This is a genomic window from Streptomyces sp. P9(2023) (assembly GCF_032436795.1).
Classification (GTDB): domain Bacteria; phylum Actinomycetota; class Actinomycetes; order Streptomycetales; family Streptomycetaceae; genus Streptomyces.
Window position 1 is genome coordinate 83302 of the sequence record NZ_JAUPWM010000006.1, and the last position, 20958, is coordinate 104259.

The window sequence follows — 20958 nt, forward strand, 5'->3', positions numbered from 1 at the left end:
TTATCAAAACTCTAGCGACGCGTTTCAGCTGAGGACAAGCCCGTCAGCTGTCCGATTCTCGAGTTGGTTACACGAGTGACCATCGGTTCCCGTCGCGCACCCCCTCTGGGAGCACGTCATGCTCGCCGTCACCGCTCACTCCGCCCCCCGCGTTCCGGCCCCCGTCCACGCCCACGCGACCGCGTCCACCCCCTGCCCCACCCCCTCCCCCAGCCCCGTCAGGGCTTTCGCGCGCTGGGTTTCCGGGCCCACTCCCGCGACCGTTCCCCTGGTCCGCACCCGCGTCCGCGCCGTGCTCGAAGGCTGGCGGATAGCCGCCGACATCGCGGACACCCTGCTGCTGGCCGTCAGCGAACTCGTCGGCAACGTCGTCCGGCACGCCACCGCCTCGACCGGCCGGATGCGCGTCGGAGTCTCCAGCGGCGGGGGCTGGCTACGCCTGGAGGTCACGGACGGCGCGGCCGGCCCGGTCCGACTGCCCGAACCCGCCGCCGAGGTCGATCCGGACGCCGAGGGCGGGCGCGGCCTGCTCCTGATCCAGCTCCTCGCCGCCGAGGCGGGCGGCGAACTCGCCGTACTGGTCCACGAGTTCGGCAAGTCCGTGCGGCTGCGCGTCCCCGCCTCCTGAGCCGCTCGCGCACCGCGCGCCGATCCCATGGGGCGCGCGGCGGACTTGAAATATCGCGGAATCTTGACGGACGCCAAAATGTCGAGATACTTGCACCGTCTCCCCCGCTGCTCCCTGATCGAGGTGCCGCCCCATGGAGCTCTCCCCCTCGGCTCATGCCGACTCTTTCTGCCGCGACCGGCTGCCCGACTTCTCTCTCTGGCCCGAACTGCACTTCGAGCTACCGGAGTTGGACTACCCCGACCGGCTCAACTGCGCCCGCAGCCTGCTCGACGACGCCGTCGAGCGCTGGGGCCCCGACCGTCCCTGTCTGCTGACCCCGACCGACCGCTGGACCTACGGCGAGCTCCAGCGGCGTGCCGACCAGGTCGCCCAGGTGCTCACCGAGGACCACGGGCTCCGGCCCGGAAACCGCGTCCTGCTGCGCGGCCCCAACAACCCCTGGCTCGTCGCCGCCTGGTTCGGCGTGCTCAAGGCCGGCGGTGTGGCCGTCACGACGATGCCGCTGCTGCGCTCGGCCGAACTCGCCGAACTGTGCGAGATCAGCCGTCCGACCGTCGCCGTGTGCGACCACCGCTACCTCGCCGAACTCGAAGCGGCGTCGGACGTGCCTGGCTCGCCCGGACATCCCTCCCCGACGGCCCCGGCCCGCCTGCCGGTGATCCCGTACGGCGGGCCCGACGAGGGCGATCTGACCGCCCTCTGCGCCGCGAAGGAGGGCCGGTTCACCGCCGTCGAGACCGCGGCCGACGACGTGGCGCTGATCGCGTTCACCTCGGGGACGACGGGACGCCCCAAGGCGACTCTGCACTTCCACCGGGACGTCCTCGCCAACGCCGACACCTTCTCCCGGCACATCCTGAAACCGCGCCCCGACGACGTCTTCACCGGCACACCGCCACTCGCCTTCACCTTCGGCCTCGGCGGGCTCGTGGTCTTCCCCCTGCACGTGGGCGCGGCGACGCTGCTGATCGAGCAGGCCGGGCCCGAGCAGTTGGCCGACCTGGTCGCCGCGCACGGCGTGACCGTGCTCTTCACCGCGCCCACCGCCTACCGGGCGATCATGGCCGCCGGGGCGACCGGGCAGCTGTCCGGCCTGCGCCGCTGCGTGTCCGCCGGGGAACCCCTGCCCGCCGCCGTGTGGGAGGAGTTCCACGCCGCCACGGGCCTGCGCGTCATCGACGGCATCGGCGCCACCGAGATGCTGCACGTGTTCATATCCGCCGCGGACGAGGACATCCGGCCCGGCTCCACGGGGCTGCCGGTCCCCGGATACCGCGCCGCCGTGGTCGACGAACAAGGTGATCCCGTACCCGACGGCCGGCCCGGACTCCTGGCCGTCACGGGTCCCACCGGCTGCCGCTACCTCGCCGACCCGCGGCAGACCACGTACGTCAGGAACGGCTGGAACATCACCGGCGACACCTACATCCGGGACGCCGACGGCTACTTCTGGTACGTGGCCCGCAGCGACGACATGATCGTCTCCTCCGGGTACAACATCGCCGGGCCGGAGGTCGAGAAGGCCCTCGTCGCCCACCCGTACGTCGAGGAGTGCGGGGTCGTCGGCGCCCCCGACGAGAAGCGCGGCATGCTCGTCAAGGCGTACGTCGTCCTGCGCGACGGTGTCCCCGCGGCCGAGGCCACCGCCCGCGAACTCCAGACGCACGTCAAGCAGGCCATCGCTCCGTACAAGTACCCGAGGGCCGTCGAGTTCGTCGCGGAACTCCCGAGGACCGCCAACGGCAAGCTCCAGCGCGGCGAACTGCGCGGCCGTGCGCGGGCCGAGGCCCGCGCGGAGGACACCCGTACGCAGCTCGCCGCGACCGCGGACACCCGTGCCGAGCTCGCCCCGACCGAGGACTCCCGCGCGGACCCCGCGACCGGCGGCTGCGCAGACGGAGCCCCCGAGGCGCTGGTCCCGCACCTGCCCAGCGTCACGGTCGAGCGCCGCGTCGAGTGGCCCGACACCGACGCCGCCGGCCACTACCACCACTCCACGGTGGTGCGCTGGGTCGAGGCGGCCGAGGCCGTGCTGCTGCGCCGCCTGGGGCTCTCCCACCTCTTCGGCAGTACGCCCCGCGTGCACTTCGAGGCCGACTACCGCGCCCGGCTCTGGTTCGGCGAGGCCGTCCGCACCGAACTGCGCGTCACCAAGGTCGGCGTGAGCTCCCTGCACTACGCCTTCACCGTCCTCGGCGAGGAGGGCGCGGAGGCCGCCACCGGCCGCATGGTCATCGCCCATTCGGCGGCCCGCGCCACCGGTACCACTCCGTGGCCGGCCGATGTCCGCGAGGTCCTCACGAAGGCGGGCCCGCAGGCCCCCGAGCTGATCACAGGAACCACAGGAGGTACCCCGTGCGCGTAGCAGTCATCGGAGGAGGGCCCGGCGGCCTGTACTCCGCGGCCCTGGCCAAGCAGCTCTCCCCGGACTGGGAGGTCACCGTCTGGGAGCGCAACGCCCCCGACGACACGTTCGGCTTCGGGGTCGTCTTCTCCGACGAGACCCTCGACGGCATCGCGACCGCCGACCCGGAGATCCACGCCGCCATGTCGGCGGAGTTCGCCCGCTGGAGCGACATCGACGTCCGCTACCGGGGCCGGACGCTCACCTCCGGCGGCCACGGCTTCGCCGCGCTCGGCCGCCGGAACCTGCTGAGGATCCTCCAGGACCGCTGCGCGGCCCTCGCCGTGGACGTCCGCTACCGCACGCAGGCGCCGCAGGCCGAGCGGCTCGCCGCCGAGTACGACCTGGTGGTGGCGTGCGACGGCGTCCGGTCGGCCACCCGCGCCGCCTACGCCGACACCTTCGGCCCGGACCTCGACGAGCGGTCCGGCCGCTACATGTGGCTCGGCACCGACAAGGTCTTCGAGGCCTTCACCTTCGTCGTGGAGGAGCGCGACTTCGGCACCCTCCAGGTGCACGCCTACCCGTACGACGACACCCGCTCCACCTTCATCGTGGAACTCGACGAGGACGCCTGGCGGCGCGCCGGGTTCGCGGAGTCCGCCGACCGCGCGTACCCGCCCGGCTCCAGCGACGAGGAGAGCATCCGGCGCTGCGAGGAGATCCTCGCGGGGCACCTGGACGGCCACCGGCTGCTGCCCAACAACTCCAAGTGGCTCCGCTTCACGACGGTACGCAATCGCACCTGGCGCCACGAGAACGTGGTCCTGCTCGGGGACGCGGCCCACACCGCGCACTTCTCCATCGGCTCCGGCACCAAGCTCGCGATGGAGGACGCCCTCGCCCTCGCGGCCTGCCTGCACGAGCACCCGGACGACGTCCCGGCCGCGCTCGCCGCGTACGAGGACGAGCGCAGGCCGGTCGTGGAGTCGACCCAACGGGCCGCGCAGGCCAGCCTGGAGTGGTTCGAGAACATCGACCGCTACACCGGCCAGGATCCGCACCAGTTCGCCTTCAACCTGCTGACCCGCAGTCGTCGCGTCACGTACGACAACCTGCGCGTCCGTGACGAGGCGTTCACCACCGCCGTCAACACCACCGCGCCCGTCCCGCCGATGTTCCGGCCGTTCCGGATCGGTGGTCTGCGGCTGCGCAACCGGGTCGTCGTACCGCCGACCGCTCTCGCCACGGCTCGCGACGGTGTCCCGGGCGACTTCGACCTCGTCCATCTGAGCACCCAGGCACTCGGCGGGGCCGGCCTGGTGATCGCCGGCATGACCGCCGTCGGCGCCGACGCCCGCCCGGACCCGGGATGTCCCGGTCTGTGGAACGACGAACAGGAGGCCGCCTGGCGGCGCATCGCCGGTTTCGTGCACGGCCAGAGCGACGCGTGTCTCGGCATCCAGCTCACCCACGCGGGGCGCCGCGCGGCCGCCGGACCGCCGCTCGCCGCCTCGGCGCTGCCCTGGGACGAGCAGGGCCCGGTGCCCCGTGAGGCGACGCGTGCCGACATGGACGTGGTCGTACGGGACTTCGTGAGGGCTGCCGAACGCGCCGACCGGGCGGGGTTCGACGCCCTGGAGCTCCAGTACGGGCACGGGCACCTGCTCTCCGGGTTCCTCTCGCCGCTGACCAACCGGCGCACCGACGAGTACGGCGGCGAGCTGGCCGGGCGGTTGCGTTTCCCGCTGGAAGTGCTGCGTGCCGTACGGGAGTCGTGGCCGTCGGGGAAGGCGCTGCTGGTACGGATCTCCGCAGCCGACTGGGCGGAGGGCGGTCTGAGCGAGGACGACGCGGTGGGCGTCGCCCGCGCTCTCGCCGAGGCGGGCGCCGACGCGATCGACGTCTCCACCGGCGAGGTCGTGGCGCACGAGCGGCCCCGCTTCGGGCGCAGCTACCAGACTCCGTACGCGGATCTGATCCGTAACGCGACCGGGGTCCCGACGATCGCCGTCGGCGCCATCTCCACGTACGACGACGTGAACTCGATCATCCTGGCCGGCCGCGCCGACCTGTGCGGGGTGGGCCGCGCCCAGCTCCACGACCCGCTGTGGACGCTGCACGCCGCCGCGGCGCAGGGCTACCGGGGTCCGGCGGCGCCGTGGGCGCCGTCCTGGCGCGCGGGCAGCGGCCGTCCGCCCGCCGCCCGCACGGACCGGGTGCCTCCGCGGCTCGAACTGCTGAGGCGGCCCGCCTCCCCCGTGCACCAGCGCTGGCTGCCGCGCGTCGCCACTGCCACGGTGCCGACACCGGCCTCGGTGCAGACACCCGCCGCCTCGGTGCCGACACCCGCCTCCGCGCCCACCGAAGTGGCCACGGCCTCCCGCGCCCGATGAAAGGGCAGAACCCGATGCGACAGCCCCCTCCCCCGCCGCCGGCCCTCGACACCCTGCCCCGTTTCACGGCCGCCGCCGTCCAGGCCGCGCCCGTCTACCTCGACCCCGCCGCCACCGTCGACAAGGCGGTCGCCCTGATCGCCGAGGCGGCCGGGAACGGGGCCCGGCTGGTCGTCTTCCCCGAGGTGTTCGTCCCCGGATACCCGTACTGGAACTGGACGATGAACCCGGTCCAGGGCTCGCCCTGGTTCGAGCGCCTCCAGCGCGCCTCGGTCGACATCCCCGGCCCGTACGTCGATGCCCTGCGTGCCGCGGCCCGCCAGTACGGGGTGGTGCTCGTGATCGGCGTCAACGAGCGCGCCGCCCACAGCCTCGGCGTCCTCTACAACACCCTGCTCACCGTCGGCCCGGACGGGGAACTCCTCGGTGTGCACCGCAAGTTGGTGCCCACCTGGGCCGAGAAGCTCACCTGGACCGGCGGCGACGGCAGCTCACTGCGTGTGCACCCGACACCGGTCGGCCCGCTCGGGGCCCTCGCCTGCGGCGAGAACACCAACACCCTGGCCCGGTTCACCCTCCTCGCGCAGGGCGAACTCGTCCACGCCTCCTGCTACATCGCACTGCCCGTGGCACCGGCCGACTACGACATGGCCGACGCGATCGCCGTACGGACGGCCGCGCACAGCTTCGAGGGCAAGGTCTTCTCCGTCGTCGCCTGCTCCACCGTCTCGCCCGAGATCGTCGACGCCCTCGCCGGGGACGACGAGGAGCTGCGCGCCCTGTTCCAGCGGCCGCGCAGCGCTCTGTCCGGCATCTTCGGCCCGGACGGCCGCCCCGTCACCGAGCCGCTCGTCGACGAGGAGGGCATCGTCTACGGCGAGATCGACCTCGGCCGCTGCATCCAGCCCAAGCAGATGCACGACATCACCGGTCACTACAACCGCTTCGACATCTTCCGCCTCGAAGTCGACAACACCCCGCGCCCACCCGTGACCTTCACCGCACCGCGGACGCGGCCCCTGCCCGTCACCGCACCTGAGGAGGACGTATGACCATCGAGCAGGACGACACCATGCTCGGCCGCGCCCGGGTCTCCGACACCCCCGAACTCACGGCGTACTACGGCGAACTCGAGGCGTTGGAGGCGGGCGCCCTGTGGACCGTCGCCAACGACATCGAGCCCTGGTACCCCCAGCCCAAGTCCGTTCCCACGCTGTGGCGTTACGCGGACCTGCGGCCCCTCGTCCACAAGGCACTCGGCCTCGTCCAGGCGGACGACGCGGGGCGCCGTGTCGTCATGCTCGTCAACCCCGGGCGCAGGGACGTCAGCGCCGCCGCCGGCCTGCTCTACACCGGGCTCCAGATCATGGGCCCCGGCGAGGCGATGACCGCCCACCGCCACCAGGCAGCCGCGCTGCGCTTCGTCCACGAGGGCACCGGCGCCTGGACGATCGTCGACGGCCAGAAGCTCAAGGTCGGCCCGCGCGACTTCGCGATCACCCCGAACGGCACCTGGCACGAGCACGGCAACGACGGGACCGACGCACCGGTGATCTGGCAGGACGGCCTGGACATCCCGCTGGTCAACGCCCTGGACGCCGGGTTCTACGAGGTGCACCCCGAGCTCTACCAGACCCCCGGGAAGGTGGTGAACTCCTCCGTACTCACCTACTCCGGCACCCTCCTCCCGTACGGGGCGGAGAAGTGGACCCGGCCCTACTCGCCGCTGCTCGCCTACCCGTGGGAGCCGACGTACGAGGCCCTGCGCGCCCTCGGCAGGGCGACCGAGGGCTCTCCGTACGACGGCGTCATCGCCGAGTACACCAACCCGGTGACCGGCGGCTCGGTGATGCCGACCATGGGCGCCCACATGCAGTTGCTGCGCCCCGGTCAGGCCACCGCGGCCCACCGGCACACGGGCTCGGTGATCTACACCGTCGCCAAGGGCCGGGGCGCGTCGGTGATCGCCGGACAGCGCTTCGAGTGGAGGGAAGGGGACATCTTCTGCGTCCCGTCCTGGGCGTGGCACGAGCACCGGAACCTCGACCCGTCCGAGGACGCCTGCCTCTTCTCCTTCAACGACTTCCCCGTCATGCGCTCGCTCGGCTTCCACCGCGAAGAGGCGTACCCCGACAACGGCGGCCACCAGCCGGTCACCGCAGACCCCACCGCCTGACCCAGCCAGAGGAGCCCTGCCATGCGTTTGCTGACCTTCACGACCGCCCCCGACGGCGCCGCACCGCGTCTTGGCGTCGAGACCGACGGCCAGGTCCTCGACCTCGCCGCCCTCGCCGACCACGCCGGCGTCCCGCTCCCGCACGACCTGCTCGGCCTGGTCCAGGCCGGTCCCGCCGCGCTGGACACCGCCCGCCGGCTGCTCGGCGCGGACCTGCCGGCCCACGCCGTCCACCGGACGGAGGACGTCCGGCTCGCCGCCCCCTTCCGCCCCGGCAAGATCATCGGGGTCGGCCTCAACTACGTCGAGCACGTCGAGGAGTCCAGCCGCAGCCTCGACACCGACAAGGAACTCCCGCCCCGACCGGTGCTGTTCAGCAAGCCGGCCACCGCTGTGACCGGACCGGGGGCGCCGATCCTGCACAACGCCGACCTCACCAGCCAGCTGGACTGGGAGTGCGAACTCGCCGTCGTCATCGGCCGTACCGCGTTCCGGGTGAGCGAGGAGGACGCGTACGACCACATCTTCGGCTTCAGCATCGTCAACGACATCAGCGCCCGCGACCAGCGCCGCTCCGGCCAGTGGTTCTTCTCCAAGGGTCAGGACTCGTACGCGCCGTTCGGCCCGGTGGTCGTCACCGCCGACGCGATCCCGGACCCCATGGCACTGGACCTCTCGCTGCGTGTCAACGGCGTCACCAAGCAGAAGTCGAACACCCGGCACATGCTCTTCCCCATCGCCCGTCTGATCGCCGACATCAGCTCGGGTGTGACCTTGGAGCCCGGCGACGTCATCGCGACGGGCTCGCCGTCGGGGGTCGGGGCCGGGATGGTCCCGCCCGAGTTCCTGGCACCCGGTGACACGGTGGAGGCCACGGTCGAGCTGGTCGGCACCTTGGCCAACCCCGTCGTCGACGCCCGCTGATCCCCGTCCCACATATCCGTACGAGAACCGAGGAGTACCCGTGCCGCCCCGCACCTATCGCATCGGCCAGATCGTGCCGAGCTCCAACGTCACCATGGAGACCGAGGTCCCCGCGATCCTGCGCGCCCGCGCGGCCGTCGCACCCGACGAGCGCTTCACCTTCCACTCCAGCCGGATGCGCATGACGCAGGTGACGCCGGAACAGCTCAAGGCCATGGACGCCGACTCCGACCGGTGCGCCGTGGAACTCTCCGACGCGCGCGTCGACGTACTCGGCTACGCCTGTCTCGTCGCCATCATGAGCATGGGACCCGGCTACCACCGGGTCTCCGAGGAGCGGCTGCACCTGCGCACGGTCGAGAACGGTGCCCCGGCGCCCGTCGTCACCAGCGCGGGCGCGCTCGTGCACGGACTGAACACGATCGGCGCCCGGAAGATCGCCCTGCTCGCCCCGTACATGCGGCCCCTCACCCGGACCGTCGTCGACTACCTCACCCGGGAGGGCATCGAAGTCCTCGACCACCAGGCTCTGGAGATCCCGAACAACCTGGACGTGGCCGCCCACGACCCGGCCAGGCTGCCGGGCCTCGCCCGCGCCCTGGACCACACCGACGCCGACGCGGTCGTCCTCTCGGCCTGTGTGCAGATGCCCTCGCTGGGCGTCATCGAGGAAGCGGAGCAGCTGCTGGGCAAGCCGGTGGTGTCGGCCGCCGTGTGCACGGCCCACCAGATGCTGCGCGCCCTGGACCTTCCGGCCGTCGCCCCGGGCGCCGGGCACCTGCTCTCGGGGGCGTACGCCTGACCCCTCAAGGCCCGGAGGGGCCCCGATATGATCGCGACCGCGTACAACGGAAGGCGATCATGTCGGACAGCCCCCTCAGGCCCAGCTCGTTGATCAACACGGTCTACGGGGCGTTCCTGCGCCAACTCGGCGGCTGGATCTCCATCGCCGACCTGATCACGCTCATGGGCGAACTGGACGTCGACGGCCCGGCGGTGCGCTCGGCGATCTCCCGGCTGAAGAAGCGCGGAGTCCTCGAACCGGAGCGCCGGGGCGCCACCGGGTACCGGCTGAGCCCGGACGTCCTCCCGGTCTTCGACGAGGGCGACCGCCGGATCTTCGCCAGCCTGGAACCCGCCGACCTGGCGGACGGCTGGGCCATGGCGGTGTTCTCCGTACCGGAGTCGGAGCGGTCCCACCGCTACCAGCTGCGCACCCGCCTGACCTGGCTCGGTTTCGGCAACATCGCCCCCGGCGTGTGGCTGGCGCCGGGCCGGCTGCTTGAGGACGCCCGGAGCATGCTCGTACGCCTCGGCCTGAGCGACTACGTCCACCTGTTCGCCGCCGAGTACGCGGCCTTCAGCGACCTGCCGGGCACGGTGAGTTCGTGGTGGGACTTCCCGGCGATCCAGAAGCAGTACGCGGAGTTCACCGACGCGTACGCCCCGGTGGCCGCGCGGATGGCAGCGGCCGAGGCGGAACCTGAGCCCGCCGAGGCCTTCCGGCACTACGTCCCGCTGCTCACCCAGTGGCGTCGCCTGCCGTACCTGGACCCGGGGCTGCCGACGGAACTCCTCCCGGCGGACTGGAACGCGGTGGCCGCCCGGCAGGTCTTCCAGCGACTCCACGCGATGCTCCTCGAACCGAGCCTGCGCCACGTCGGCGAGGTCACGGGGCTGCGGGGCTGAGGGCGGTACGAGGCCTCGGCCGGCGCGCCGGCCGCGTGCCGGCGGCGCCACCTCCACGCGTTCGCGTCAGGTGACTGCGTCGAGGAGGTGCGGGCTGTTGTTGCGGACGTTGTTCACGGCCATGGAGACGAGCCGGGCGTCGAGCCGGCCGTCCGCGGGCTGGGTGAGCAGGGCGCGGAGGTCTTCGGTGTTCTGGTGGTGGGGGTCGAGCCAGGCGTCGTAGTGGTCCGGGGCGAGGGCGAGCGGCATGCGGGGGTGCACGCGGCCGGCTGCGTCCGTGGCCTCGGTGGTGAGGATCGTGCAGGTCATCAGCCAGGCGCCGGGATCGTCGTCGCTCGTGACGTCGGGGTTGCGCCAGTACTCGTACAGACCTGCCATGGCCATCAGCCGACCGTCGCTGGGGTGGATGAAGTACGGCTGCTTGCGGGGCTTGCCCGTCGCCTCGTCCTTCACCGTTTCCCATTCGTAGAAGCCGTCGGCGGGCAGCAGGCAGCGCCGCTTGGCGAAGGCGCGCCGGTAGGCGGGCTTCTCGTGCACGGTCTCGACCCGGGCGTTGATCATCCGGGCACCGGCCTTCGGGTCCTTCGCCCACGACGGCACCAGGCCCCATGTGAGCGCCCGTAGTTCACGGCGTACCTGGTCCTCTTCGTCCCGCGCGACGCGTTCGAGGACCGCGTAGACCTCGTCGGTCGGCGCGACGTTCCAGCTGGGCGCCAGTGCTTCCTCGGGGCGCCAGTCGGTGACCTGGAAGAGTCGGGTCAGATCCGCAGGACTACGGGTGGAGGCGTAGCGGCCGCACATACCGCCACTGTGCCACGACACCCGCAGTCGGACGGCATCCGCCGCAGGCTTCCTCATCGGGCGTGCTGCCCGCGCCGACGACCGCGACGCCGGGGGCACGACGACTGGCGGTCCGCCCCCGCAGCGGGATGATGGAGGGGACCCGTGCATCCGCTGCGCACGCGGACGCGGACCTGCGTTGAGGAGGGATGCGGTCTGGATGAGCGCGGCGGCCTTTCCTGCAGGCCCGGACGCGGCGGGCAGTGACCTTGCTCTGGAACCGGGCGGTCTTCTCGACGTACTCGGGGTGGCCGCGATCGTACTGAACGCGTCCGGGCGCATCGTCCTGTGGAGCCCGCAGGCGGAGACGGTCTTCGGATACCCGGCGGAGGAGGCCCTGGGCCGGCCCGCCGCCCGGCTCCTGGTCGAGGACCGTCACCGGCACCTGGTGCTGTCCCTGTTCGAGCGCGTGATCGCGGGCGGCGGGCCTTGGGTCGGCGTCTTCCCGGTACGGCACAAGGACGGCCGCACGATCCCGGTCGAGATCCGCAACACCCGGCTCCAGGACGATCAGGGACGGTTCTACGCCCTCGGTCTGGCCTCCGACCGGACCACAGTGCGGCGCGTGGAACAGGAACTCTCCCTCTCCTCCCGACTGGTCGCCCACTCGCCGATCGGCCTGGCCGTCCTGGACCCCGACCTCCGGTTCATCCTGGTCAACCCGGCGCTGGAACGCATCGACGGCCGGCCCGCCGCCAGCCATCTGGGCCGTACGTTCCGTGAGGCGGTGGCGTCGCCCGACGTCGACGCGCTGGAGTCGACGCTCCGAGAGGTCCTGCGGACAGGGACCCCCGTCCTCGCACGGACCCTGCGGGGACCCGACGGGCCCGACGGAAGCGAGCAGGTGTGGTCGATGTCCCTCTACCGCCTGCAGACCCCGGGGCGGCTCGTCATCGGGGTCGCCGCCTCGGTCGTGGACATCACCGACCAACACCACGCGGCCAAGGCCGCCGCACAGGCAAGACGCCGCCTCGCGGTCGTCGCGGACGCCTCCGAGCGCGTCGGCACCACGCTCGACCTCGACCTCACCGCCCACGAACTCGCCGACCTGGTGGTGCCGGAGTTCGCCGACATCGCGGCCGTCGACGTCCTGGAGTCCATCCTGGCCGGACCGCACCTCCAGGGCACCAGAGCAGCTCCAGGGACGGCGGTGTTCCGCGCGCTCGCGGTGAAGGCCGCGTACCCCAGCCCGGCCGAGGCGGCCGCCGACCCGGTCGGCGAACCGGCCCGCTACGACACGGAGCGACTGGTCACCCGGTGTGCCCGGACCGGCCGGCCCGTACTCGTCGAGCACGTCACGGAGGGCGACCTGGCCCGGATCGCGCGTGACGGCTCCGCCGCGGCGCTCCTGCGGCAGGCGGGCATCCACTCCTACCTCGCCGTCCCCCTGCGCGCCCGCGGTGTCGTCCTCGGCGTGCTCGACCTGAAGCGCGCGCGCAACTCGGCGGCGTTCGACCAGGACGACGTACTGCTGGCGGGCGAGCTGGCGGCCCGCGCCGCGGTCGCGATCGACAACGCCCGCTGGTACCGGCACCAGAGCCAGGCCGCACTCGCGCTCCAGCGCCATCTGCTTCCGCACGGCCCTCCGCGCCTGAAGCGGCTCGATGTCGCCGCCCGCTACCAGCCCGCGTCGGCGGCGGTCGAGGTCGGAGGGGACTGGTTCGACGCCATTCCGCTGCCCGACGACAAGACGGCCCTGGTCGTGGGTGACGTGATGGGCAGCGGCATCAACGCCGCCGCGACGATGGGGCAGCTGCGCACCGCGGCGCACACGCTCGCCGGCCTCGGTCTCGCCCCCGCGGTGATCCTGAACCAGCTGGACCGTACCGCCGCCGATCTGGACGACGCGATGGCCACCTGCGTGTACGCCGTGTACGACCCCCACCGAAGGAGCTGCCGCCTCGCCTGCGCCGGGCATCCTCCGCCCGTGCACGTGCCGGCCGGCCTGGCCCCGCGCCTGCTCGACCTGCCCACGGGCGCGCCCCTCGGCGTGGGCGGCGTCCCCTTCGAGACCGTGGAGCTGCCGTTCGCCCCCGGTGACACCCTGGTCCTGTACACGGACGGCCTGGTCGAGACCCGGGACCAGGACATCGACGTCCGGCTGGCGGCCCTCACCGATCTGCTCGCGCAGTCCTCCTCCCTTCCTCTGGAGGAAACCTGTGACCTGCTCCTCGGCGCGCTGAGACGCCCTGACGGCCACGACGATGTCGCTCTGCTGATCGCCCGCGCCCAACCCCCACCCGGTGAGGACCAGGAGCAGGAGCAGGGTCTGCGGCTGGGCCAGGACCAGGGCCACGGCGGCGAGGACCACGCTCGGGACCGCGGGTACGGCCGGAAGGAGGCGGCACCGTGAACGGCACCTCGGTTCCCGGTGGCGGCCTCCCGCCCTTCTCCGAAGAGACCGCCGTCGCCCTGCTCGACACCCGCGGAGTGGTGAGCGGCTGGACACCGGAAGCCCGGGCCCTGCTCGGCCGGTCCGCCGCGGACGTCGTCGGCCGACCCGCGCGCGCCCTCCTCGCGAACCCCCTCTCCTGGCCGGCGCTCGTGCAGGCGTACGCCCAGGGGGAACGGCGCGGCGAGGCCGTGCTGCGTACCGGCGGGGGCGACGACCTGCCCGTCGTCTTCAAGACGTTCGGACTCAACGGCGGCGACGGACACGGCGGTGCGAGAGAGCACCGGGGGCACAGGGAGCACAGGGCGGGAGACGAGGCCTGGTGCCTCGTCCTGGCGGCCCCGGCGGCCCTGGCCACCCGCTGGAACCAGGACCGGGCGTTCATCAACGAACTGTTCCTCCAGGACCGGGTGGGGCTCGCCGTATTCGACCCGGGCCTCCGGCTCCTCCGGACCAACACCCATCTCCTGCCCTACACCGGCGTACCGCCCGACCTGCGGGGACGCCGCCTGTCGGACTTCCTGTGGCCCGGGGACGCGGCGCCGGTGGAGGCGCAGCTACGAGGGGTCCTGCGCACGGGTCGGCCGCTGGTCGGGGCCGAACAGCTACTGCGGACCGTCGAGGATCCCGCCGGCGGAGTGTTCATCACGATCTCGGCGTTCCGGTTGCAGGCTCCCGACGGCCGGGTCCTGGGGCTTACCGCCCTCTTCACCGACGTCACCGAACTGCGCCGCTCGGGCGAGCGTCTGGCACTGCTGCACCACGCCACGGCCTCGGTCAGCGGTTCGCTCTCGGTCAAGGACACGTGTGCGGAACTGGCCGCGGCGCTCGTACCCGGTCTGGCCGACCTGGCCGTCGTGGAGATCGCGGACACCGTGTCATCGGGCGAGGAACCGCTACCCGACGGGGAGGGCCGGCTGGTGCTGCGCCGTACGGCCGTCGCGGGGCAGCCCGCGGAGGGAGACGGCCCGCGGGCCTCGAGCGTGGCGCGCGTCGCACCCCCGATCGCGGACACCGGCACCGGCACCGGGGGCTACCCGATGACCATGACCGCTCTTCTGCGCGCGCGAGGACTGATCCTCGGCCGGGTGTCAGTGGGCCGGCACGCCGACCGTGGCCTGTACGAGAAGGCCGACCACGACCTCCTGCGCGAGATCGCCGACCGCGCGGCCCTCGCCCTGGACAACGCCCGCCGTTTCGCCCGCGAGCACCGGGCAGCCGTCGGCCTGCAGCGCGCCATGCTGCCGCCCAGGCAGACCGAGACCGTGGCGGCGACCACATCGGGCACGTACCTCCCCGCCAACACCTCGACCGGCGTCGGGGGAGACTGGTTCGACGTCATTCCGCTGTCCTCCGCGCGGGTCGCCCTGGTCGTGGGGGACGTCGTCGGACACGGACTCGCGGCCACCGCCACCATGGGCCGACTGCGCACAGCCGTCCGCACCCTCGCCGATCTCGACCTCGAACCCGACGAACTACTCACACACCTGGACGATCTGGTCGCCCAGCTGGTCGCCGAACCCGAGGACCCGGCGGACGAGGACTCCGAGGACGACGGCCGGGACGCCTGGGACGACGGATGGCGCGACCGCAATCCTTCCACCTCCACGGGCGCGACCTGCGCGTACGCGATCTACGACCCGGTGTCCCGGACGTGCGTGGTGGCATCTGCCGGGCATCCACCGCCGGCGGTGGCGGATCCGCAGGGCAACGTCTCGTACCTGCCGGTCGACCCGGGCCCGCCGCTCGGCGTCGGCGGTCTGCCGTTCGAGACGACGGAGGCCGACGTAGCTCCCGGCACAGTCATCGCCCTCTACACCAACGGCCTGATCGAGAACCGGGACGGCGACCTGGAAGCGGGGATGGCCGAACTGGCCGGTCACCTGGCCCGCCCCGGCGCCCTCGGCGGGTCGCTGCGCGACCTCGGCAGGGAGATCGTCGCGGGTCGTCCTGCCGCCGGACTCGGGGACGACGTCACCGTGCTGCTCGCCCGTACCCGGGCCGTACCGGCCGAGGACGTGGCCGCCTGGGAGGTCGAGGCCGATCCGGCCGCGGTGGGCACGATGCGGGAGACCGCGGCGGCACACCTGCGCACGTGGGGACTGGAGGAGCTGGCCTTCACCACCGAACTGGTGCTGACCGAACTGGTCACCAACGCCATCCGGTACGCCGGCGGGCCGGTCAGGATACGGCTGATCCGCGCGGGCCGGCTGATCTGCGAAGTGTCCGACCCCAGCGCCACCCACCCCCGCATGCGCCGGGCCCGGCTGACCGACGAAGGCGGCCGCGGCCTCTACCTGGTGGCTCAGCTCACGACCCGCTGGGGCAGCCGCTACAGCCGGAGCGGCAAGACCATCTGGGCGGAGCAGGAGTTCGGACCCCCCGCATGACTCCAGCGGCGCGGTGCGATACGAAGGCTTCCGTGAACGATCAGAACCAGACCTCGACCGTCCGGGTTTTCATAGCGCTCGCGCCGCCCGACGACGCGAAGGCGGAGCTGGCCCGGGCGCTGCGGCCGGCCTACGAGGCGTACCCGGGCATGCGGTGGAACCGCATCGAGGACTGGCACATCACCCTGGCGTTCCTCGGCGAACTCCCGGTCGCGACCGTACGGCTCCTCCAGCCGCCGCTCGCGGAGTTGGCGGCGGCACGCAGCCCCCTGAAGCTGGCGCTGCGCGGCGGCGGACACTTCGACGGACGGGTGCTGTGGAGCGGGATCGACGGCGACCTCGAAGGCCTGCACCTGCTGGCCTCCGAGGTACGCGCCGTGGTCAAGGCGTGCGGGATCCCCATCGAGGACCGCCCGCTGCGCCCGCACCTCACACTGGCACGCGCCCGCCGAAGCGATCCCACATGCGTGCTGGACGCCGCCTCCGAACTCGACACCTTCACCGGCCACCCCTGGCCGACCCCACGCCTCCACCTGGTCGCCAGCAACACGGCCCGGGGCCCAGGCCCGATCCACTACCGCGACGTCGGCTCCTGGCACTTCGGCGGAGGTTACTGAACCGCGGTCGCGTGTCCAGCGGGTCAGGACCTGGGCCATGGCACGAACACGGGCAGCCCGGATCCTTTCAGTCACACGCGCCTGCCAAGCCCGGTGCGGTCGTTGACCGCCAAGGCCGACGACAAGCACTTCACTCTCGACGGCATCACCGAGTCACTCATCCGCCCGGACGGTCACATCGCCTGGGTAACCCGCACTACGGACCCCGACGACCTCCGCAGCGCACGCTCGCAGGCCCTGCATGCCCGGATCCGCCCCAGCTCGTGCGCTTGACCACCGACAGGAGCCATTGACGTGAACATGGGCACCGAGAAGGCGCGACCGAAGCGCCCCTGCCGGAACGAGCGCCTCCGGGCCATGGGGCCCCGCTCCCGAGGCCTGCCTGCGCGTACGCCTCTCGACTCCCTCTCTACGCGGGCGGGGACGCGGTCACTCAGGTCGTACCGCGCTGATCCGTACTGTCCCGACGGAGCTGCTCCGCGCGGAGGATGAGGCGGTCGATGCTCTCGGCGAGATCGGGGCGCGTGGCCCGAAGGTGGTCGCGGGCTGCGGCCAGGGGGGCGACGAGCGCGGCGGCGTCATCCTCGGCGAGGGCGCGGTCGAGGTCGGCGAGGGCCGCCCGTGCCGCCTCGGGAAGGTCGGTGAGGGCGGTGATCTGTCCGGCGAGCCGGCGCAGGTCGGCCGCATGGCCTCGGGCCCAGATCACGACCGCGCGATCGGCGGCGCGGCGGTCGCGGGTTGCCTTGACGCGTTGTTCGGCGGTGCTGCCATCGGCACCCGGTCGGAGCCTGAGGTAGCGGCGCTCGGCGGCCTGTCGGCTGGCGACGCCGAGCGGGTGGGCGAGGTCGGCCCAGCTGGCCCCGGCTCGGCGGGCCGCCTCGATGAGGTGGGATTCCCACGTGCCGAGCTCGTCGCGTACCTCGCGCAGCAGGAGCAGGGAGGCCAGGGCCCGCCCCGGCCCGTCCTCGATCTGCCTGTTCTCGGCCTGCCCGTCGTCGCCCGGCCCGTCGTCGCCCGGCCCGTCGTCGCCCGGCTCGGCGTTGGTCGCGCCGGGGTCCGCAATGCGTGCCGCACGCAGGGCCGCGCTGATGACGTCGAGCGCCGCGGTGGCGGCGAGGAGGGATTCCGGGCTCGCGCGACGCGCGTCGCCGTTTCCGCCGCCCGGTTCACCCTGGGTGTTCTCGCGGCGGATCTCCCGGTGAATTTCCCGGCTCTCGTCACTCGCGGTCACAGGATTCCTCCGCCTGTCATCCTTTCGATGACTTCCTTCTTGTCATCAGATGGATGACATGTTACAACGGAAGTGAGGTGAAGCGCATTGGCAGATGCTGACTGAACCGACTGGAGGTGTTCGTGATGTTGATGCGCACCGATCCCTTCCGCGAGCTCGACCGGCTCACCCAGCAGCTCCTGACGCCCGGCACCTGGTCAAGGCCGTCCGCGATGCCGATGGACGCGTATCAGAAGGGTGACGAGTACGTCGTCGCCTTCGATCTGCCGGGAGTCTCCCCGGAGGCGATCGACATCGACGTCGAGCGGAACATGCTGACCGTGAAGGCCGAGCGGCGTCCGGCAGCCGACACGGACGACGTCCAGATGGAGCTCTCCGAGCGGCCGCTGGGTGTCTTCTCCCGGCAGATCATGCTGGCCGACACGCTCGACACCGAGCACATCGCCGCCGACTACGACGCGGGTGTGCTGACCCTGCGCATCCCGATCGCCCAGCATGCCAAGCCCCGCAAGATCACCATCGAGAGCCGGGGCGAGCGCAAGGAGATCAGCGGCTGAGCCGAGCCGCACCGTCGGCTCCACAGCGGAGGACGCGGCACGGTTCCTCCCCTTCCCGTGCCGCCGTCCTCCGCCCCCTCCCTCCGCCTCTCACGAGGGGAGCAGCAATGCTCAAGGACCTGTTCCTCAAGGAAGTGCAGGAACGCGGAAAGTACGACTCCATCCAGGAGGCCGACCGCGCGGCCCGTGTGGTCCTGGCGCTCCTCGGCGCCCATCTGGTCGGCGGCGAACGCGCCGAACTCGCCGCCCGGCTCCCCGAGACATACTCGTTGATCCTGCTCAACCCGCTTCAGGCCGCTGAGCCCCTGCCCCCCGACCGTTTCGTGCGCGCCACCGCCGCATGGATCGAGGGAGCCACGGACGAGACCGCCCAGTGGGACATCGGCGCCGTGCTCAGCACGGCCTCGGACGCCGCCGGCGGAGAACTCACCCACCGCATCCTGATGCAACTCCCCCCGGGGTACGACCTGCTCTTCGGCCGCCCGACGTCCGTGTGACACCGAGGCCACACCGGTGGCGGGGTCGGCACCGGCCCCCGAGGTGTTGACCCGTCCTGCTGTGCCGTGGTCCTGTGCCGTGGCCCTGTGCCGTCGAGGGTGGTCGGCTCCGGCGCAGGGTTCCAGTCGGCGGCGCTTGCCCGCGTCACCACCGTGACGGCGGAGGCGGCGGTACGACCGGGGGGCGGTCGTTGCAGGTGATCGTGTTGGGGAGCAGCCAGGTCGCGAGCCAGTCGCCGTCGTTGCCGCCGCGGTCCTCCAGGGCGAACTCGGAGCCGGTGGCGGGGAAGTTGAACGAGCCGCAGTTGTTGACGCCGACCCCGCCCACGCCGCGTGCGTCGACGTTCTCGAAGGTCGCGGAGCCCTTCACCCGGGCGCTGACGACCGAGGTGCCGGTGCCGTCGACGCGGATGTCCTTGAAGTGGACGCCGGGGATCTCGTAGCGGTCCTTCACCGCGTACTCGCTGACCAGCATGATCGCGTTGTAGGTGCTGTCGAGGTAGTGGTCGCCGGTGACCCGGATGTCGGCGTCGAGGCTCTTGTCCAGGGCGTAGAACCAGATCGCGCCGAGCCCGATGTTCCAGTTGAGGTCCAGGGTGCCGGCGCGCACCGTCGTGTTGTCGGTGAAGCGGAGCGCACCCGTGAACGGTTCGGCGCCGAAGCGGGCGCCCGCGTGGAGGCCGCTGCCCTCGCGGACCGGATCGGCGACCAGGTTGCCCGTGACGGTGTTGTTCCCGCCGCCGTAGATCGCGATGCCGTTCGCGAGGGTCGGTGACTGGACGGTGTTGTGCGAGAAGGTGTTGTTCGCGTTCGCGGTCCCGTCCGACCACATGGCCAGGCCGTCGTCGCCCGTGTTGCGGACGAAGTTGTCGCGCACCTCCGAGTCGGTGACACCCGTGTGGAAGTTCAGGGCGTCGGCGATCTGGTCCACGATGACGTTGTCGGTCACCTTCACGTCCGACATCGGGCCGTCGAACCAGAGGCCCACCTTGGTGTGGTGGAGGTAGAGGCCGTCGATCGTCGACGCGCTCATCGCGCCGCCGATGGCGTTGACCTGGTCGGTGTCGACACGCTCGCGGACGTCGCCCTCGATCGCGAAGCCGGACAGGTGCACGTTGCGGCTGCCGCCCTCCGCCGCGCTCCTGCCGTAGAAGCCGACGCCCGTGTTCGTCGAGCCGTCCGGCGCGGGCTCGTCCAGGGTGACCTGGCGGCCCTTGATGATCGTGTGCCAGTTGCCGGCGCCCTTGAGGGTGACGTCGTCCACGACGATGTGGCGGTTGACCTGGTACGTACCGGGCGGCAGGTAGACGGCGCGGTCGGCGCGCCGCGCGAAGGCGATGGCGCGCTCGATCGCGGGCGCGGCGTCCCGCCGGCCGGTCGGGTCGGCGCCGAAGGCGAGGACGTTGACGGCCCGGTGGTCGACATACGGCCGGCCGACGAGCTCCGTGTCGAGCAGGTCCACGACGGTCCAGGCGGCGCGGCTGCCCTGCGGCACGGTGAGGCGTACGCGGTCGCCCGCGCGGTACGTCCTGTCCAGGCGCAGGCGCTGCTCGTCGTAGAAGTGAGTGGGGCGGAACGGCTTGTCGAACCGGGGTGCCGGCGTGGTCGCCGCCGGGACGCAGGAGCACTCCGTGGTCCACCAGTCGGGGTGGAGGAGGTCCGCCCGGGGGTCGTTGGTGAAGGGGTACTGGTTGTAGAGCCAGGCGTACTGAGAGGTGAGCGTCATCGACGTGCGGTGGCCGCCGTTGACGGTGACGTGCAGGGGCGCGGTGATGCCGCCGCCTTCCGGCGCGTCGGGGATGCTGTAGCGGACGGTCAGGGCGTTCGCCGCGCGAGGGAGGACGAACTCGACGTACTGACCGGGCGTCAACCGGACGGCTCTGCGCCCGGACGCCTCGGAGGGCAGCGTGTACGGCGTGCGGTCCGGTCCGATGACGACGCCGTCGGTACGGGCGTTCTCCGCCTCCTGCTCGTCGAAGGCGACGTCGGCGCCGCGGCCCGTGACGAGCTCCGGGTCGAGGGCGGCGCGGGTGACGACCGGTCGGCCGATGCTGTCGGCCGCGGGTGCGGCCGCGGCGGCGTCGTAACTCACGCCGAGGACGAGGAGCGCGCAGACGACGGCGGTGGTTCTCCTGCCGGTGTGGGCCCGGGGTCGGAGGCGGCTCGGGAGCATCGGGCCTCGCTTCTGTCAGGTGGGGAGGTCGCTCGGCGGCCGGCGGAACACCGGCGGCGTGGGGACATTAGGCGCGTTCGTGCACCACCACAAGGCTTTGG

Annotated in this window: 16 protein-coding genes and 2 pseudogenes; 15 read left to right on the forward strand and 3 right to left on the reverse strand. The window is 72.1% G+C overall.

Annotation, left to right across the window (positions count from 1 at the left end):
- Window positions 1–118 precede the first annotated feature (118 nt).
- The 9 genes and pseudogenes from Q5762_RS11295 (at window position 119) to Q5762_RS11335 (ending at window position 10160) form a co-directional block, all read left to right on the forward strand.
- On the forward strand, window positions 119–628 hold the full coding sequence (locus Q5762_RS11295) for an ATP-binding protein (RefSeq protein ID WP_315891881.1): 510 nt from the start codon (window positions 119–121) through the stop codon (window positions 626–628).
- Window positions 629–761: 133 nt separating this feature from the next.
- Window positions 762–2402, forward strand: a pseudogene (locus tag Q5762_RS11300) (AMP-binding protein); the annotation flags it as partial.
- 219 nt (window positions 2403–2621) lie between these two features.
- Window positions 2622–2996: pseudogene (locus Q5762_RS11305) on the forward strand (acyl-CoA thioesterase); the annotation flags it as partial.
- On the forward strand, window positions 2987–5371 hold the full coding sequence (locus tag Q5762_RS11310; protein WP_315891882.1) for an FAD-dependent monooxygenase: 2385 nt from the start codon (window positions 2987–2989) through the stop codon (window positions 5369–5371). The pseudogene Q5762_RS11305 and the gene Q5762_RS11310, both read left to right, overlap by 10 nt.
- A 14-nt stretch (window positions 5372–5385) precedes the next feature.
- Window positions 5386–6423: a carbon-nitrogen hydrolase family protein gene (locus Q5762_RS11315; protein ID WP_315891883.1), complete on the forward strand. Its 1038-nt coding sequence runs from the start codon at window positions 5386–5388 to the stop codon at window positions 6421–6423.
- Window positions 6420–7547, forward strand: a complete 1128-nt coding sequence (locus tag Q5762_RS11320; RefSeq protein WP_315891884.1) for a cupin domain-containing protein — start codon at window positions 6420–6422, stop codon at window positions 7545–7547. The genes Q5762_RS11315 and Q5762_RS11320 overlap by 4 nt, the downstream gene beginning before the upstream one ends.
- Window positions 7548–7568: 21 nt before the next feature.
- Window positions 7569–8471, forward strand: coding sequence for a fumarylacetoacetate hydrolase family protein (locus Q5762_RS11325; RefSeq protein ID WP_315891885.1), 903 nt, complete (start codon window positions 7569–7571; stop codon window positions 8469–8471).
- Window positions 8472–8565: 94 nt separating this feature from the next.
- Window positions 8566–9273, forward strand: a complete 708-nt coding sequence (locus Q5762_RS11330) for an Asp/Glu racemase (protein WP_315892063.1) — start codon at window positions 8566–8568, stop codon at window positions 9271–9273.
- Between the two features lie 59 nt (window positions 9274–9332).
- On the forward strand, window positions 9333–10160 hold the full coding sequence (locus Q5762_RS11335) for a PaaX family transcriptional regulator C-terminal domain-containing protein (RefSeq protein ID WP_315891886.1): 828 nt from the start codon (window positions 9333–9335) through the stop codon (window positions 10158–10160).
- A 66-nt stretch (window positions 10161–10226) separates the two neighbouring features.
- Here the strand turns inward: Q5762_RS11335 and Q5762_RS11340 are convergent, their stop codons facing one another.
- Window positions 10227–10961, reverse strand: coding sequence for an SOS response-associated peptidase (locus tag Q5762_RS11340; RefSeq protein WP_315891887.1), 735 nt, complete (start codon window positions 10959–10961; stop codon window positions 10227–10229).
- A gap of 199 nt (window positions 10962–11160) precedes the next feature.
- Here Q5762_RS11340 and Q5762_RS11345 point away from each other — a divergent pair, with 199 nt between their 5' ends.
- From Q5762_RS11345 to Q5762_RS39945, 4 genes are all read left to right on the forward strand, one after another.
- On the forward strand, window positions 11161–13353 hold the full coding sequence (locus Q5762_RS11345) for a SpoIIE family protein phosphatase (protein ID WP_315891888.1): 2193 nt from the start codon (window positions 11161–11163) through the stop codon (window positions 13351–13353).
- The gene (locus tag Q5762_RS11350; protein ID WP_315891889.1) at window positions 13350–15782 is read left to right on the forward strand and encodes a SpoIIE family protein phosphatase; all 2433 of its coding nucleotides are present in this window, start codon (window positions 13350–13352) and stop codon (window positions 15780–15782) included. Before Q5762_RS11345 ends, Q5762_RS11350 begins: the two co-directional genes overlap by 4 nt.
- Window positions 15779–16399, forward strand: coding sequence for an RNA 2',3'-cyclic phosphodiesterase (gene thpR, locus Q5762_RS11355; protein WP_399494910.1), 621 nt, complete (start codon window positions 15779–15781; stop codon window positions 16397–16399). Before Q5762_RS11350 ends, thpR begins: the two co-directional genes overlap by 4 nt.
- A gap of 93 nt (window positions 16400–16492) precedes the next feature.
- Entirely contained in the window at window positions 16493–16672 is a 180-nt protein-coding gene (locus tag Q5762_RS39945; protein WP_399494912.1) for a hypothetical protein, read from the forward strand.
- Between the two features lie 160 nt (window positions 16673–16832).
- Here the strand turns inward: Q5762_RS39945 and Q5762_RS11360 are convergent, their stop codons facing one another.
- Complete coding sequence (locus tag Q5762_RS11360) at window positions 16833–17591, reverse strand: type III effector protein (protein WP_315892064.1); 759 nt, start codon at window positions 17589–17591, stop codon at window positions 16833–16835.
- A gap of 164 nt (window positions 17592–17755) precedes the next feature.
- Between Q5762_RS11360 and Q5762_RS11365 the strand changes: the two genes are divergently transcribed.
- Window positions 17756–18187 carry an Hsp20/alpha crystallin family protein gene (locus Q5762_RS11365; protein ID WP_315891891.1) on the forward strand — a complete coding sequence of 144 codons (432 nt, stop codon included), beginning with the start codon at window positions 17756–17758 and terminating at the stop codon, window positions 18185–18187.
- A gap of 107 nt (window positions 18188–18294) precedes the next feature.
- Window positions 18295–18684: a DUF2267 domain-containing protein gene (locus Q5762_RS11370; RefSeq protein ID WP_315891892.1), complete on the forward strand. Its 390-nt coding sequence runs from the start codon at window positions 18295–18297 to the stop codon at window positions 18682–18684.
- Window positions 18685–18829: 145 nt separating this feature from the next.
- Here the strand turns inward: Q5762_RS11370 and Q5762_RS11375 are convergent, their stop codons facing one another.
- The gene (locus Q5762_RS11375) at window positions 18830–20857 is read right to left on the reverse strand and encodes a glycosyl hydrolase family 28-related protein (protein WP_315891893.1); all 2028 of its coding nucleotides are present in this window, start codon (window positions 20855–20857) and stop codon (window positions 18830–18832) included.
- Window positions 20858–20958: the final 101 nt, after the last annotated feature.

Excerpts from the sequence above, each read along its gene's own strand:
- Q5762_RS11345 (WP_315891888.1), top strand. The coding sequence starts at position 11,161 with ATGAGCGCGGCGGCCTTTCCTGCAGGCCCGGACGCGGCGGGCAGTGAC.
- thpR (WP_399494910.1), top strand. The coding sequence starts at position 15,779 with ATGACTCCAGCGGCGCGGTGCGATACGAAGGCTTCCGTGAACGATCAG.
- Q5762_RS11315 (WP_315891883.1), top strand. The coding sequence starts at position 5,386 with ATGCGACAGCCCCCTCCCCCGCCGCCGGCCCTCGACACCCTGCCCCGT.
- Q5762_RS11340 (WP_315891887.1), bottom strand. The coding sequence starts at position 10,961 with ATGTGCGGCCGCTACGCCTCCACCCGTAGTCCTGCGGATCTGACCCGA.
- Q5762_RS11330 (WP_315892063.1), top strand. The coding sequence starts at position 8,566 with ATGGAGACCGAGGTCCCCGCGATCCTGCGCGCCCGCGCGGCCGTCGCA.
- Q5762_RS11325 (WP_315891885.1), top strand. The coding sequence starts at position 7,569 with ATGCGTTTGCTGACCTTCACGACCGCCCCCGACGGCGCCGCACCGCGT.
- Q5762_RS11335 (WP_315891886.1), top strand. The coding sequence starts at position 9,333 with ATGTCGGACAGCCCCCTCAGGCCCAGCTCGTTGATCAACACGGTCTAC.
- Q5762_RS11370 (WP_315891892.1), top strand. The coding sequence starts at position 18,295 with ATGCTCAAGGACCTGTTCCTCAAGGAAGTGCAGGAACGCGGAAAGTAC.
- Q5762_RS11365 (WP_315891891.1), top strand. The coding sequence starts at position 17,756 with ATGTTGATGCGCACCGATCCCTTCCGCGAGCTCGACCGGCTCACCCAG.
- Q5762_RS11320 (WP_315891884.1), top strand. The coding sequence starts at position 6,420 with ATGACCATCGAGCAGGACGACACCATGCTCGGCCGCGCCCGGGTCTCC.
- Q5762_RS11375 (WP_315891893.1), bottom strand. The coding sequence starts at position 20,857 with ATGCTCCCGAGCCGCCTCCGACCCCGGGCCCACACCGGCAGGAGAACC.
- Q5762_RS11295 (WP_315891881.1), top strand. The coding sequence starts at position 119 with ATGCTCGCCGTCACCGCTCACTCCGCCCCCCGCGTTCCGGCCCCCGTC.